Below are 14,974 nucleotides of genomic sequence, written 5' to 3'. Positions count from 1 at the left end.
ACGCCATGTGGTCGGGCAATGGATCCGGTTTTACAATAACGAACGGCCGCATCAGTCTCTGGGCTATGCGGCACCCAGTGCACACCCAGCATTAGGGTCATAAGGTGTGCAGAAACCCGGGGGTCATTACAGCACGCTACAAGCGAAAAAAGTAGTATAGGAAAAACTATACTACTTTTAAATAAAAAAATAGCGCCGATATGGCGCTAAATTGTTGATTGGATTGGTAAAAAATTGGTGGGCGGTACTGGGATTGAACCAGTGACCCCTGCCGTGTGAAGGCAGTGCTCTCCCGCTGAGCTAACTGCCCATCTGCCTTGGAAGTTTAGAAACTCCCCGACAAGCTGTCAACGAAACGGTTCTGGTAAACTAGGCGCTATGACAGTTATTACTCGTTTTGCGCCTAGTCCTACCGGCTTTCTTCATATCGGCGGGGCTCGTACCGCCTTATTTTCTTGGCTCTACGCGCGCCGGCACGGCGGTCGGTTCGTTTTGCGTATTGAAGATACCGATTTGGAGCGATCCACGCCCGAGGCCATTAACGCCATCTTAGAAGGGATGAGCTGGCTGGGTCTTGATTATGATGATGGGCCGTTTTACCAAACCCATCGATTTGATCGTTACAAAGAAGTGCTGGATCAGATGTTAGCTGATGGCACCGCTTATCGATGTTATTGCTCACGAGAGAGACTCGATGCCCTGCGTGCCGGTCAAATTGAGGCCAAGGTTAAAGCCCGCTATGACGGGCGCTGTCGCGACCTTGATGCGCCACCCACCGGTGATGATGTATCAGATCAGCCCGTTATCCGTTTTCGTCAGCCACGCGAAGGCCATACGGTTGTGCATGATCAGGTGAAAGGGAATGTGGTGTTTGATAACCACGAACTTGATGATCTGATTATTGCACGGGGCGATGGTACCCCCACCTATAATTTTGTGGTGGTGGTTGATGATATGGATATGAAGGTGAGCCATGTCATTCGTGGCGATGATCATCTAAATAACAGCGCCCGGCAGTCCAATATTTTACAGGCGCTTGGCGTAGAGCCGCCCGTGTATGCGCATGTGCCAATGATTTTGGATGAAGAAGGTAAAAAGCTCTCTAAGCGCACCGGCGCTGCTAACGTGATGGAGTTTCGGGACGCCGGCTATCTGCCGGAGGCAATGATTAATTATTTGGTGCGCTTGGGCTGGGCGCATGGTGATCAAGAAATATTTAGTCTAGATGAGATGGTTGAGCTGTTTGATGTGGCTGATATCAATCATTCAGCAAGCAGTATTAACCCCTCTAAACTCGACTGGCTTAATCAGCACTACATTAAAACACTACCGGTTGCCTATGTAGCAAGGCATTTGGCCTGGCATTTAGGGGCGATTGGGTTAGATCCGGCCGCTGAGGGTGCACCGGATATTGAAACCTTGGTGCAAGCGCAGGCCGAGCGCAGTCGCACGTTGGTTGAAATGGCGCAAAACAGTCGGTTTTTTTATGAAGCGCCGCAAAGCTATGATGAAAAAGCGGGGCGTAAGCATCTGTGTGGCGCAGAAGACACGCTAGAGGCGCTCTATCATGCGCTGTCTTTAGTTGAACATTGGACGGCAGAAAGCGCGCATCAAGCCGTACTCGGCGTGGCAGAAGAGCACGACCTAAAGCTGGGCAAAGTTGCCCAGCCACTGCGCGTAGCAGTTGCTGGTGGCCCGGTGTCTCCACCTATCGATATAACTTTGGCGTTGCTAGGCCGCGATGCCACGTTAAGCCGCATCAAAAGCGCAATTGCCTGGGCAAAAGCGCAAGTTGAAGCTTGACATTAACCCGTCTGATTTCTAGACTCTGCGTTCCTTTCGGGGGCCATAGCTCAGCTGGGAGAGCGCCTGCATGGCATGCAGGAGGTCGGCGGTTCGATCCCGCCTGGCTCCACCACTTATTTCTAACGTTTCAATTGCCCCGTTACTGCGGCAGAGAACACTTGGGTGTACTCCTCGGCCGATAGTTTACGCGGGTTTGACATGGCCGGCGGGTCAACGGCCGCCAGAGCCCCAATTTCGTCGGCCAGCGCTAAATCAACGTCTAAATCACTCAGGGTATGTGGAATGCCGAGTTGCTCACGGAATGTAAGAACCCAATCAAGCACGGCATCGAATGACTCAGCCTTTAGGCCAAGCGTGCGCGCAATTGGATACATTCTATCTTCAATCTCAGGCCGATTATGAAGCATCATATAAGGCAGGATGACCGCATTAGTTAGGCCGTGATGCGTGCCAAAACGTGCACCAACGGGGTGGGCAATCGCATGCACACCACCGAGTCCTTTTTGGAACGCAACGGCACCCATGCTCGCGGCAGCCAGCATTTTTGTTCTGGCCTCTAAGTCAGCCCCGTGACTCGTCGCTTTGGGTAGAGCTTCTGCAACAAGGCGCATGCCCTCTAGGGCAATGCCATCTGCCATGGGATGAAAACCGGGTGCACACCATGCTTCAAAGCAGTGCACAAAAGCATCCATGCCGGTTGCGGCCGTTAATCCAGCCGGTAAGCCGACGGTTAGCTCAGGATCGAGAATGACGGTTTTTGGCAGCATCAACGGGTGAAAGATAATCACTTTGCGATGCGTCTGAGTATTGGTGATAACGCTGGCACGACCCACCTCCGATCCTGTTCCAGCCGTTGTTGGAATCGCGATAACGGGTGCAATCACATCCGGGTTGGCGCGTTTCCAATAATCTCCAATATCCTCAAAGTCCCAAATTGGGCGGTTTTGGCCCAGCATCAGTGCAATGGCTTTGCCCACATCCAAGGCGCTACCGCCGCCAATGGCAATCACGCCATCATGACTGCCCTGCTGATAGGCCGTTACGCCGGCATCAACGTTGCTGTCTACCGGGTTACCATCAACATCGGAGAAGAGCGCACTTTTTACTCCGGCCTTATCGAGCGTCTGCATTGTCTCGTGAACCGGTGGAAGTTCTCGTAAGCCCGGGTCGGTAACAACTAACGGATTGGTGATACCCAAATCGCTGCAAACTTGCGCCAATTCAGATAGACGCCCAGGCCCCACCAAGATTTGGTTTGGAAACCCCCAGTTACCGGTTACCGCAGCGGGGTCAAACGCATTAGTCATAGAGTTACTCCGTTATATCTTTTTAAAGTGAAAACTTTTGGCACGGGTCAGTTGTTCAAAGCCCACCACGGATAGGCTGCAGCCCCGGCCGGTATTCTTAACGCCAACCCAAGCTAATGCGGGGTCTAGGTAATCGCAGCGGTTCATATAAACCGTTCCGGTTTGCAGTTGTTCGCCAATCTCTCGTGCACGCTCAATATCTTTTGTCCAAACCGAAGCAGTTAAGCCAAACTCACTATCGTTCATTAGCTCAATGGCTTGTTCGTCTGAGTCAACCGGCATGACGCCGACTACCGGCCCAAAGCTTTCCTCTGTCATAACGCGCATGTCATGGTTCACATCAACCAAGACCTGTGGCGCCAGATAGGGCGTGCCCGGTGCATCGGCGGGGAACTCGGCAACATCGATGAGTGCACGAGCGCCCATTTTAATGGCGTCATCAATTTGGCCTCGTACGAAAGCGGCAGCCTCTGTGTTTACAACAGGCCCGAGTGAGGTATCAGGCGCCATGGGGTTGCCCAGTTTGAGCGCGTTGACCTCGGCACAAAGCTTCTCGAGAAATGTTTCATACACCGACCGATCAACATAAATCCGCTCGATAGAACAGCAGGATTGACCGCTATTAAATAGGGCACCATCTGCAAGGCCTGCTGCGGCAACATCTAGGTCTGCATCGGAGCGGACATAGGCGGGGTCTTTGCCCCCAAGCTCAAGACCTGAGCCTGCAAAATTACCGCCATCAGCAATGGCTCGTTGCACTGCTTGGCCACCTTTTACGGAGCCTGTAAAACAGACCAGCCTAACTGGCTCTGCTTGCATAATTCGGGCTGCGGTGGCGTGCGACATATCGTATGCCTGAAAAACCCCTTCGGGTAAGCCCGCCTTTGTGAGCACACGTGCAATTCGATCAGAGCAAACGGCAGTTTGCTTAGCCTGTTTTAAAATCACGGCGTTACCCGACAGCAGGGCAGGCCAAATGGTGTTCACTGCCGTCATGTAGGGAAAATTCCACGGGGCAATGGTAAACACTACACCAACGGGTACCCTTTGAATGCAACGCTCAAAGCCAGCCTTTTCGCCAGGGTTGATGTCGGCAAGCGCGGCCGGGGCGGCCTCTATCATGTATTGAGCACGCTCCGTGAAGCCGCCAACCTCACCGCCACCTTGGCTGATTGGGCGGCCGATCGTCCATGCCAGCTCTTCGGTAATGGATGCTTTGTCTTCGTTAAAGTAATCCACTGCTGCAGAGAGGATTTGTTGGCGCTCTGCAAGCGGTACGCGTTGCCATTGGGCCTGAGCGGCATGCGCGGTAGCAACAGCTGCATCCGCTTTTGCATCAGAAATCAATGGTCGTTCTGCGTAAACCGATCCATCAACGGGTGTAATAATTTGAAACGTATCGCTCACGAGTGCTCCTAAGAAGGGTTGTGACTTTACAGGCGTTCAAAGCTGCGCACGTGCTCCCAGTCCGTTACGGCGGCATTGAACGCAGCAATTTCTACGTCAGCCATATTGAGATAGTGCGCTACAACATCATCACCAAAGGCCTGCCTTGCAAGGGTGCTTTCGGCAAATAAGTTGCGGGCTTCTTGTAGTGTTGAGGGTATCTGCGGCTTGCCTGATTCGTAGGCATTGCCGATGTTTTCTGGCTCTAAGGCGAGTTTCTGTTCGATGCCATTAATACCGGCCGCAATGAGTGCAGCAAGGCCAAGATAAGGGTTAACGTCGCCACCCGGCACTCGGTTTTCGATGCGTAATGAATGCCCCGATCCCACCAGTCGCAACGCACAGGTTCGATTATCACGCCCCCATGCAACCGAGGTTGGCGCAAAGCTGCCCGGCACGTAGCGCTTGTAGGAATTGATGTTTGGTGCACTAAACAGACTCATCTCACGAAGGCTTTGCAGCATGCCCGCAACAAAATGCTGACCGAGTTCAGACAGATCATGTCCGTCTGCCATCACTGGCTTATTCTCAAGATCCCGCACACTCAGGTGGATATGGCATGAATTACCTTCACGCGCGTTGAATTTCGGCATGAAGGTTAAGGAATATCTTTGTTGTGCCGCAATTTCCTTGGCGCCGTTTCGGTAAATAGCATGTCCGTCTGCCGTGCGCAGGGCCTCGTTATAGAGGAAATTGACTTCGTGCTGCCCAAAATTACATTCGCCTTTTGAGTCAAGCACAGTCAGGCCTGCCGCCTGCATATTGTTACGAATGCGGGTGAGCAGGGGCTCTATACCTGCCGTGTCCAATAGTGAGTAATCAACGTTATATAGATTGGCGGGCGTCAGGTTTCGATACCCTTGTTGCCATGCCTGCTCATAGGTTTCTCGGAAGATGATGAACTCAAGCTCGGTGCCAGCAAGCGGTTTAAGACCATGCTCGGCAAGACGTTCAATTTGGTGACGTAAAATTTGCCGAGGAGACACACGAACAGGGCTACCATCCTCCCACTCAAGGTCGCACATCACTAGCGCCGCGCCCGGGTGCCACGGTAACCGACGAAGGGTGGTCAGATCGGGCGCAAACACAAAATCACCGTAACCCGAAGACCAAGAGGCATGCTCATAGCCGCCCACGGTGTTCATCTCGACATCAACTGCAAGCTGGTAGTTACAGCCTTCCGCTTTGGCATTAATAACTTCGTTAACAAAATGCTCGGCAGTTAAACGCTTACCCTGCAGCCTTCCCTGCATGTCGACCATGGCCATGGCAACGGTGTGGAATTCGCCGGTATCGATGCCAGCACGCAATTCTTCAACCGTTAAAAATCCTCGAGTTTCGCGATCAGACATCGCCATCTCCCTACGTTAATTTTGTGTTTTGTACCATATATTGCAGACTTGAAAACAGTCTGTACAATCCAGAACAGGTACGAGGAGGGAATATTACCTGTGAATCTGCCGGCAAGACCCGATGCAACGGGTGCAGAAAAAGAGCCACTATTAACGGTGGCCGACCGTGTTCATAAACTGCTCGATCGGTTAACACCCGCTGAGCACAAAGCGGCTCGTGTGTTGCTGGATAACTATCCACTGATCGGGCTTGAGTCACTGGGTAAAGTTGCTGCTCGTGCAAAGGTGAGCCATCCCACGGTGCTGCGTTTTGTTAATAAGCTGGGCTACGATGGCTATCCGGCCTTTCAAAGTGCGCTCAGAACAGAACTTAAAAGCCGACTGCAGTCACCACTTTCTAAAAAAACAAAGCATGATTTGCGTGGGGATGCGCCAGATTTTTTGCAGAACTTTGCGGATGCAATTTGCAGCAATGTTCAACAAGGCATTGGCTCGTTACCCCGGCAACAGTTTGAGAGTGTCTTGGCAATGCTCGCGGATCCCTCTCAATCAATTTACCTGCTCGGCGGTCGGATTACCGATGCGATTGCCCAATACTTTTATATGCATCTTCGAGTGCTAAGAAGTGGAGTTAACCAGATCACTGGGCCGTCAATTTCCTGGCCGGATTATCTGGTTGATTTGGATAGCACTAAGCGGCTGATTGTATTTGACGTTCGTCGCTATCAGCCGGATGTTATCCAGTTTGCGCAAGAGGCAGCACGCCGTGATTGTCATGTTGTGTTATTCACCGACCAGTGGCTTTCACCCATTGCATCGGTCGCAAAAGATGTGTTTATCGCACATATCGATGTGCCCTCTAATTGGGATTCGATGAGCGCGATGATGGCGCAGGTTGAAGCGCTCATTGCGGCGCTGAATTATCGAGATTGGCCACGCCTTGAGCCGCGCATGCAGGAGCATGAAGCGGTACGCATGCACTATCAACAAATTATGAAGCCCCCATCCTAGGAGCAGTTGAATGCATATTGGGATTTTGCAGTGTGACCATGTAGTGGATGAGCTGATGCCAACGTTTGGAGATTATCCAGACATGTTTCGTCGTCTTTTGCTGCGCACTGATCCAACCCTCCAGTTTACGGTCTACGACCTGACTCGTAACCAATTCCCCGCCTCAGCGAATGCTCACGATGCCTGGCTTATCACCGGCAGTAAGTGGTCAACCTACGATGCTGACCCATGGATACGCCGTGCCGAAGAGTTTATTCGTGAGCTGCATGCACATAAAAGCCGCACCGTTGGTATTTGTTTTGGGCATCAGCTGATTGCACAGTCACTAGGGGGGAAGGTTGAGCAAGCCGGTCATGTTGGTTGGGGTGTCGGCGTGCATGAGGCAGAGATTAAGGTTCAGCGACCGTGGATGGATCCCCCCGCGTCAACCCTATCCTTATTGGTCAGTCATCAAGACCAAGTGACGGCTTTGCCTGAGGGGGCTCAAGTTTTGGCCAGCCATGATTTTTGCCCGATTGATATGTATGAGCTGGAAGGCCATATGCTCGGATTTCAGGGTCACCCTGAATTTCCAAAAGAATACTCGCGCTCCACGATGGTTCGTCGCAGGCACCTTATTGGTGAAGACACCTTCGAGTCTGGTGTGTCATCGCTGGAGAATCCCATAAACGAGTCCATTGCAGCTCAGTGGATCTTGCGATTTATGTCGGCATAGATCGTGCATAAACCTAAACTATGAGACGAGTGAACGTATGCCAAAAGTAATCCAACTTTACGTGCGAGCAGTCGATCGAATATCGCATTTAACCGGTTTGGTTGCGATGTATCTGATATTCGCAATGATCGCTGTGCTGCTTACCGATACCCTCACTCGAAACATCTTTGATGTTTATGTGCACTGGGCTTTGGAAATGGGGCAGTTTTTGCTGGCGGCGTACTACATTCTTGGAGGGGCTTATTCGTTGCAGGCCGGTCAGCATGTGCGCATGGATCTTATCTATTCACACCTATCTGTTAAGGGTCGAGCTTGGGTTGATGTGTTCACCAGCAGCTTCATGCTGTTTTATTTAGTAATTTTACTAATCGGTTCAATCTCAAGTGCGATGTATGCCATCGAGACGGGAGAGCGGAAATTTTCGATGTGGAGTCCATCGATGATTCCGATAAAGATCATTATGGTGATCGGCATTACGTTGATGTTGCTACAGGCAATAGCCATGTTGTTTAAAGACCTGGCTCGGGCTCGTGGTCAGCGCATCGAAGGGGTTTACCAACCATGAGTTATGAAGCGATTGCCCTTTTGATGTTTACAACGATGCTGGTCATGCTGCTGACCGGTCAGCGCGTTTTTGCAGCGATTGGCTTTGTTGCCGCTGCGGCAGCTCTACTGCTATATGGCACAGGCAGCTATGAGATGCCCTTTAATGCCGCCTTCAAGCTATTTAACTGGTTCCCGCTGCTTACACTGCCCTTGTTTGTGTACATGGGCTACATCATGTCTGAATCTGGCATTGCCGATGATCTTTATCGAATGTTTCATGTGTGGTTTGGGCGCATTCGCGGTGGGCTAGCGATTGGCACCATTTTGCTGATGGTGGTTATTTCGGCGATGAACGGGTTGAGTGTTGCGGGTATGGCCATTGGCACCACAATTGCTCTGCCCGAGTTGCTTAAGCGTAACTACGACAAACGAATGGTAACGGGCGTTATTCAGGCCGGCAGTTCATTAGGTATTTTGGTGCCCCCCAGTATTGTGTTGGTGCTTTACGGCATGATCGCCCGTCAGCCGGTCAGTCAGTTGTGGCTAGCAGGTGCCGTACCAGGCTTGCTGATGGCATTCATCTTTATCGTGTATATCGCGATTCGCTGTCGCATCCAGCCGAGCCTAGGCCCGGTGTTGGATCGATCTGAACTCGACATTCCAATGCGTGAAAAACTCGCAACGCTGCGTGCGGGTATTACGCCATTTCTCATTTTCTTCTTTATGACGGGGCTTTTCGTTATGGGGGTAACGAGCCTTGTAGAGAGTTCGGCGGTTGGCGCAACGGCCGCCACGATTGCCGCTCTGGTGCGGCGGCGGCTGACATTCAAGATCCTGCATGAAACGGCTAAGAAAACCTTGGGCATCTCATGCATGTTTTTATGGATTATTTTGGCAGCGCTGGCATTTGGCGCCATTTTTGATGGTATCGGGGCCGGTAATGCCATTGAGGCTTTCTTTGTAGACCGCATGGAGATGACGCCGCTAGAGATTTTGATCTTGATGCAGATCTCTTATTTGGTGCTGGGTATGTTTTTGGATGACACGGCAATGCTTGTGATTGTGGCGCCGCTGTATGTTCCGTTGGTCATTGCACTGGGTTTTGATCCGATTTGGTACGGCGTGCTGTACACCATTACCTGCCAGATCGCGTATATGACGCCACCATTTGGTTACAACTTATTTTTAATGCGCTCAATGGCGCCGTCTGAAGTCACGTTAATGGATATTTATCGCTCGATAATTCCATTTGTGCTGCTGATGGTGTTTACGCTTGGGCTGTTGATCGCATTTCCTGAAATTGCCCTGTGGTTGCCAAACAAGGTAGCTGGGTAATGGGGCAAGTGCCTCGCCATTGTAAAAAGGAGAAGTTGATGAGCAAGAAACTGACTGATAACAATGCACAGATCGACAAGCCCGAGAAGGGCCGGCGTGACTTTCTAAAAACTGCAGGTGTTGGCGGTGTCGCCCTTGCCTCGGGTTTTGGTGCTCCCGCCGTTATCTCTCAGACAGGCCCAATTCGTTGGCGTCTACAGACTTACTCTGGTGCACCACTGGGCGCGCATGTCATCAAGCCGCAGATTGAGGCCTTTAACAAGGCAGCAAACGGTGAGATGGAGATCGAGCTTTATTATGCGGATCAGTTAGTCTCAACGAATGAGCTGTTCCGCTCTTTACAGAATGGAACCCTTGATGCGGTGCAGTCTGACGATGCCACTATGGCCTCGCCAGTCGATGTGTCCGTGTTTGGCGGTTATTTCCCATTCTCTACTCGTTATAGCCTTGACCTGCCCGTTTTATTTCAGCGCTATGGGCTGAACGAGATTTGGGCTGAGGCATATGGTGAGGTAGATGGCGTTGAGTGGTTAAGCGCCGGTGCGTGGGATCCGCTGCATATCTTTACCAAAGAGCCGATTAACTCGTTGGCAGATATGCGTGGCAAGCGCGTATTTGGTGTGCCAACCGCAGGTCGCTTCCTATCCCGCTATGGGCTTATCCCGGTCACAGTGCCATGGGATGATGTGGAAGTGGCGCTCCAGACGGGTGAGCTGGATGGCGTTGCTTGGTGTGGATTCACCGAGGCTTATGAGGTGGGTTGGGCAGATATCTGCAACTACGCTCTGAGTAACAACGTGACGGGTGCTTGGTGTGGTTCGTACTTTGCGAACAGCGATAGCTGGGCTAACCTGCCAGAGCATCTCAAGCAGTTATTCCTCTCAACCATTGATCAGTCGCATTACTATCGCCAGGTTTGGTACTGGGGCGGTGAGGCTGATCTTCGGGTTAACGGCGATAAGCTTCAGCTGACCGAGATTCCGTCAGAGGAATGGGATCAGGTGAATGCCGATGCCGAAGAGTTCTGGGAGGAGATCGCGGCTCAAAGTGATCGTAATCGTCGGGTTGTGGATATCTTCCGTGAGTACAATGCACTCATGGGTAAAGCGGGTATTCCTTACCGCTACTCCTAATAGTTGCGGTTGAAATAACGACAACGCTGCCAAGGTGTTCTTTGGCAGCGTTTTTTATGATGTTGACGACGTTGGCCACTGACTTGTTAGGGCAATCGCCTGCTCTAAAATGCCGATTAAGTCAGATTGATCCTGCTTGGGGCTGACCTGATGGGTTTTCTGAGTGATAGTGAGTGGCGTATTCATTGCGTCTGCGATTAGCGCCAGCACACCAGCGGCTGTGAGCTCTGCTAAGTTGGGTACTTTGATTGTTTGCTGTGTTACATCAGCCATCAGCTGCTGAAACCAAGTATTGGCAGCAAGCCCGCCATCCATGCCTAGCTGATTTAAAGCAACACCGCTCTGGGAAATAGCACTAAGCACCTGCGCACTGCGGCAAGCAACGCCCTCTAAGGCTACACGAATGAGATCATCTCTTGATGTATCGAGCGTGAGCCCTAGCCAACTGCCGCGTACATCACGGCGCCAATAAGGGCATGCCAGCCCTGCAAGCGCCGGGACAAAGACGGTGCCACGGCGCATGGGCGACTCACCCGCGAACTGGGATAGGGCTGCTAGATCCTCAATTACACCTATTCTCTCGAGCCAGCTAATCACCGCGCTGGCGGTATAGACGCCCCCCTCAAGTGCGTAAACGGGAGCGGCGTCATGATGCTGCCAGGCAATCGTTGGCAGCAGTCCGGAGTTGGGTGGTAATTGGGGTTTTTCCCCAGTCAGCATTAACGCAAAGGCGCCTGTCCCAAAGGTGATCTTTCCATCGCCAGCGGCTCGGCAGCCATGCCCGTACAATGCGGCCTGTTGGTCGACAACACTGGCGGCAAGTGGGGTGGATTGCCCGCTCAAATCACAAATACCTAACTCACCCGTGGTGGGCTGTATTTCTGGCAGACAATTAATTGGCACCTCAAATAACTGACAGAGGCTTTCATCCCATTGCCCGGTCTCTAAATTGAGTAAGGCCGTGCGAGAGGCGGTACTCGGGTCGGTGGCAAATTGATCGGTCAGGACATCTCTGAAATAGGCATCGGTGGTGCCAAGGCGCAAATGACCACTAGCAGCAAGCTGACGAGCAGCGGGAATTTCTCTAATAATCCAGCCAAGCTTGCTGGCTGAGAAGTAAGAATCAAGGGGTAATCCGCTGATGGATTGGACCAGCGATTCAGCACCTTCAGCTTTGAGCTTTTCGATTTCACTGGCGGTTCGATTATCCTGCCAAACAATTACCGGGCAAATAGGCCGCTTATTACGTGCATCCCAGGCAAGGCAGCTTTCGCCCTGATTGGCTAAGCCAATCGCATCAACCTGACCTGCAGCGCTAAGGCAGGTCTTAATCGCCTTTAGTAATTCGTCTGGGTCATGTTCAACCCAGCCGTTATGAGGGTAATACTGTTTATGCGTAACGGAAGCGGCAATTTGCGCATGGCCTGAAGCATCAACCACCAACGATCGTGTGCTTGTTGTTCCCTGATCAACCGCAACCAAACGCATAAGCTTGCCTATTCCGATAATCCAATTTCAATGGCCTCGCCACCATCTAATACAGAAAAGATTTTTATTGGAATGGTAATGCGACGTTCGGGCAGAGAATGAAGTCGACGGCTCCAAATCATCTTGCCATTAATCTTTACAAAGAGTTTCCCTTTTACAGGACGGGAGACCCGGAGCTGCACATCCCCTAAGTTATTTTTACTCAATGGTAGGCGGATTCGCTGAGGAACGACGTAGCGAATCGGCTCATGCACCATAATGGAGCATTCCGGCAGAGTGTCAGCCGGTTCATTGAGTAGGTCTTCTGCCAGTAGTTGACCAATTTTAACGCCTTCACGCCAGCTCCAGCCGGCTGTTTCGACTGGGCGCAACGCATTACCGGCAACAAAAATGCGTGAATCACTTGTGCGACCATATTGATCGACGGCGGCGCCGCCGCTAGCGGGGTCAAGCATAAGGCCGCCCATGCGAGCTAATGTAGATTCAGGCGTAAAGCGACCGCTAACAATGACGCCATCGGCATCAATCGTTTCTTCTTTTCCACTGTTTAAATTTCGAACCACCACGCCGGTTACACGGCCATCGCCTAAGATTCGGACTACCTCGGTGTGGGTCATTACCGAAACGCCGCGCACAAAAGGCAGGCCGAGGGCAAAGAGTCGTGCTGTAATGCGGGGGTTTTGTTCAATGATCGCGCATGGCTTGATACCCGCATGCTGGCAGGTAAGCAAAGCGGAGAAAGACACGAGTTCGCTGCCAATGATGATTGGGCGCTTAAACGGCCGCATTTTTTCAAGATAGACCAGCGACTGTAGCGCCCCGGTGCTAACGATACCCCGCGTTCGATCACCTCCGATAAATCGGGCCGCCCGGCTCCCCTCGCGCACCCCTGTGGCCAGTACCACACGCTCTGCCTTGAGGTGTGACTGTCCGTTATTATCTGAAAGGGTGAGCACACCGTGTGGCTGCAGTGAAACCACGCTGGTGCTACAACGAATATCAACACCGAGCTTATCAGCACGTTCAACTAAGCGGCGTGCGTAACGTGGCCCATCAAGCACACGGCCAAACTCTCGCATACCGAATGGTGGATGACCGCAATGGCGAGGAATGCCGCCTGCTTGGGCCTCCCGTTCAATGAGTGTGACCCGCTCAACACCAAGGCGTTTTAACGTGGTTGCAGCAGCAAGCCCGGATGGGCCCCCACCAATAATCGCGACCTCTTTATTCATAGTGTTCAGCGATGGGCTCGTCTAAGTGCTGCTCCGAGAGCGCTGCAAGCCGAGCCGTGCAATAAAAACCCTGACAGCGGCCCATGGTCGCACGCGTGCGGCGCTTTAGCCCTGCTAATGTCTTGGCTGGTAAAGGGCCACAGAGCGCACGGTCAATGTCTGCCTGAGTCACGAGTTCACAGTGACAAACAATGCCGCCATTATCAGCGGCCTGCCATAAACGCGGTCCATATTCTGAAATTTGGGGTAATTCACTGGGTATCGCGGGTTCGGCAATGGCCTTATGCGCTGCCCCGATTTCACGCTGATAGAGGTTGTAAACATATTGCGCGATACCCAGTGCGCTGCTGAGCCCCGTTGATCGAATACCCCCAACGGCTACGTAGCGTTGATCGGCCAGCGCACGAATCCGATACTCTTTTTCTTCGGTAGCTGGCCTGACCCCGGCATATGTTGCGGTGATGGGAATGTCAGCAAGTGCTGGCAACATTCGCACCGCCGTTGCATGCAACATTTCTAGTGTTTGCGAATCGGTACTCCAGTCTTCACGACTATCTTGTTCTTCTGCGGTTGGGCCAACCAAGAGGTTTCCAAAGACTGTCCTAGTTAGCACAATTCCCTTAGTCGTCTCAGTGGGTACCGGTAAAAGTATCGAAGACAGTAAAGCTGATGCGGCCTTGTCATACACAACAAATTGCCCTTTGCGTGGCCTGATAGAAAACGCTGAACGACCGATTAGACGCTGTTCGAGCGTATCTCCATAAAGTCCTGCTGCATTGATAACAACATCGGCGGTGCACTGGCCAGTCGTAGTTTTTAAATGCCATTGCGCCCCATCAAAGCTTCCTTCTAGCACTTCGCTATTACGCGTTACGGTTGCACCATTGCATAGGGCTTGTAAGAGATACGCGTACGGAGTTGTCCAAGGGTCGATAATGTATTCTTGGGGTACCTCAAAGCCACCGGTCACGCCTGGTGCTAATGCGGGCTCTCTTTGTTGGATTTCTGCACGGCTGAGCATTCGCACATCATCAACGCCATTGGCATTGGCTTTTTCAAGCAGGCTTGGAAGGCGTTGTTGCTCTTCTTTTGACCAGGCCACCACCAGGGCTCCGGTTTTTACTAATGGCAGGCCAAGCGCTTCATGAATATCTAGAAACTCCTTGCGCCCTTGTCGTATACACCAGTGTTCAACCGAATCAGTGGGTGCATCAAAGCCGGTGTGCAAAATGGCGCTATTTCCCTTACTCGCTCCGTCGAGTATGTCGGGCGCTTTTTCCAATAACAGCGCCTTCGCACCCTCAAGCGTAAACCTTCTCAGTAGCGCAGCACCCACCACGCCACCGCCAATAACGACAACGTCGAAATGTTGATTGGACCAGCTTAGGTTAGGATCGGACATGAGTTACCTTTTCGGCGTTTTTCTTGCCATTCACAAAAGTACCATTTACTGCTCATTGGCAACAATTCATATAAACTTGACGACAGTGCCTTGGCTGCCTATCATTCCGCTTCGGTCACGCAACGTCCCCATCGTCTAGCCGGCCTAGGACACCACCCTTTCAAGGTGGCGACACGGGTTCGAATCCCGTTGGGGACGCCA

13 protein-coding genes and 3 tRNA genes are annotated in these 14,974 nt (G+C 52.0%); 9 read left to right on the top strand and 7 right to left on the bottom strand.

All coding sequences use genetic code 11. The features are described 5' to 3' along the window. Positions 1 to 7 precede the first annotated feature (7 nt). Complete coding sequence (locus GH984_RS11060) at positions 8 to 103, top strand: integrase core domain-containing protein (protein ID WP_369691914.1); 96 nt, start codon at positions 8 to 10, stop codon at positions 101 to 103. Between the two features lie 132 nt (positions 104 to 235). Here the strand turns inward: GH984_RS11060 and GH984_RS03160 are convergent. Then, positions 236 to 310: transfer RNA gene (locus tag GH984_RS03160), tRNA-Val, on the bottom strand. 68 nt (positions 311 to 378) lie between these two features. On the opposite strand from GH984_RS03160, the gene gltX reads away from it, so the two are divergent. Continuing rightward, positions 379 to 1,803: a glutamate--tRNA ligase gene (gene gltX, locus GH984_RS03155; protein WP_153718726.1), complete on the top strand. Its 1,425-nt coding sequence runs from the start codon at positions 379 to 381 to the stop codon at positions 1,801 to 1,803. Between the two features lie 39 nt (positions 1,804 to 1,842). Beyond that, positions 1,843 to 1,918 (top strand) — tRNA-Ala (locus tag GH984_RS03150). 7 nt (positions 1,919 to 1,925) lie between these two features. Here GH984_RS03150 and GH984_RS03145 read toward each other — a convergent pair. From GH984_RS03145 to GH984_RS03135, 3 genes are read right to left on the bottom strand one after another with little or no spacing between them, the layout of a single operon-like run. Continuing rightward, the gene (locus tag GH984_RS03145; protein ID WP_153718725.1) at positions 1,926 to 3,113 is read right to left on the bottom strand and encodes an iron-containing alcohol dehydrogenase; all 1,188 of its coding nucleotides are present in this window, start codon (positions 3,111 to 3,113) and stop codon (positions 1,926 to 1,928) included. A 12-nt stretch (positions 3,114 to 3,125) separates the two neighbouring features. Further along, positions 3,126 to 4,520 (bottom strand): aldehyde dehydrogenase family protein, encoded by a 1,395-nt coding sequence (locus GH984_RS03140; RefSeq protein WP_369691905.1) that lies wholly within the window; start codon positions 4,518 to 4,520, stop codon positions 3,126 to 3,128. 26 nt (positions 4,521 to 4,546) lie between these two features. Next, positions 4,547 to 5,911, bottom strand: coding sequence for a glutamine synthetase family protein (locus GH984_RS03135; RefSeq protein ID WP_153718724.1), 1,365 nt, complete (start codon positions 5,909 to 5,911; stop codon positions 4,547 to 4,549). Between the two features lie 99 nt (positions 5,912 to 6,010). Here GH984_RS03135 and GH984_RS03130 point away from each other — a divergent pair, with 99 nt between their 5' ends. From GH984_RS03130 to dctP, 5 genes are read left to right on the top strand one after another with little or no spacing between them, the layout of a single operon-like run. Beyond that, positions 6,011 to 6,922, top strand: a complete 912-nt coding sequence (locus GH984_RS03130; RefSeq protein WP_172973150.1) for a MurR/RpiR family transcriptional regulator — start codon at positions 6,011 to 6,013, stop codon at positions 6,920 to 6,922. A gap of 10 nt (positions 6,923 to 6,932) precedes the next feature. Continuing rightward, complete coding sequence (locus GH984_RS03125) at positions 6,933 to 7,637, top strand: glutamine amidotransferase-related protein (protein ID WP_153718722.1); 705 nt, start codon at positions 6,933 to 6,935, stop codon at positions 7,635 to 7,637. Positions 7,638 to 7,674: 37 nt separating this feature from the next. Further along, positions 7,675 to 8,202, top strand: a complete 528-nt coding sequence (locus GH984_RS03120; protein WP_153718721.1) for a TRAP transporter small permease subunit — start codon at positions 7,675 to 7,677, stop codon at positions 8,200 to 8,202. Continuing rightward, positions 8,199 to 9,518, top strand: a complete 1,320-nt coding sequence (locus GH984_RS03115; protein ID WP_153718720.1) for a TRAP transporter large permease — start codon at positions 8,199 to 8,201, stop codon at positions 9,516 to 9,518. Before GH984_RS03120 ends, GH984_RS03115 begins: the two co-directional genes overlap by 4 nt. 38 nt (positions 9,519 to 9,556) lie before the next feature. Further along, the gene (dctP, locus tag GH984_RS03110) at positions 9,557 to 10,651 is read left to right on the top strand and encodes a TRAP transporter substrate-binding protein DctP (protein ID WP_153718719.1); all 1,095 of its coding nucleotides are present in this window, start codon (positions 9,557 to 9,559) and stop codon (positions 10,649 to 10,651) included. Positions 10,652 to 10,705: 54 nt separating this feature from the next. Here dctP and GH984_RS03105 read toward each other — a convergent pair whose 3' ends face one another. From GH984_RS03105 to GH984_RS03095, 3 genes are read right to left on the bottom strand one after another with little or no spacing between them, the layout of a single operon-like run. Then, entirely contained in the window at positions 10,706 to 12,139 is a 1,434-nt protein-coding gene (locus GH984_RS03105) for an FGGY family carbohydrate kinase (protein ID WP_153718718.1), read from the bottom strand. An 8-nt stretch (positions 12,140 to 12,147) separates the two neighbouring features. Continuing rightward, entirely contained in the window at positions 12,148 to 13,371 is a 1,224-nt protein-coding gene (locus GH984_RS03100) for an NAD(P)/FAD-dependent oxidoreductase (protein ID WP_153718717.1), read from the bottom strand. After that, entirely contained in the window at positions 13,364 to 14,773 is a 1,410-nt protein-coding gene (locus GH984_RS03095; protein ID WP_153718716.1) for an NAD(P)/FAD-dependent oxidoreductase, read from the bottom strand. The genes GH984_RS03100 and GH984_RS03095 overlap by 8 nt, the downstream gene beginning before the upstream one ends. A 124-nt stretch (positions 14,774 to 14,897) precedes the next feature. On the opposite strand from GH984_RS03095, the gene GH984_RS03090 reads away from it, so the two are divergent. Further along, positions 14,898 to 14,974, top strand: a tRNA-Glu gene (locus GH984_RS03090).

Source organism: Spiribacter salilacus (genome assembly GCF_009649225.1).
Taxonomy (GTDB): Bacteria; Pseudomonadota; Gammaproteobacteria; order Nitrococcales; family Nitrococcaceae; genus Spiribacter; species Spiribacter salilacus.
The sequence above is the reverse complement of the archived record's forward strand: the minus strand, read 5'-3'. Positions and strand labels throughout refer to the sequence as shown.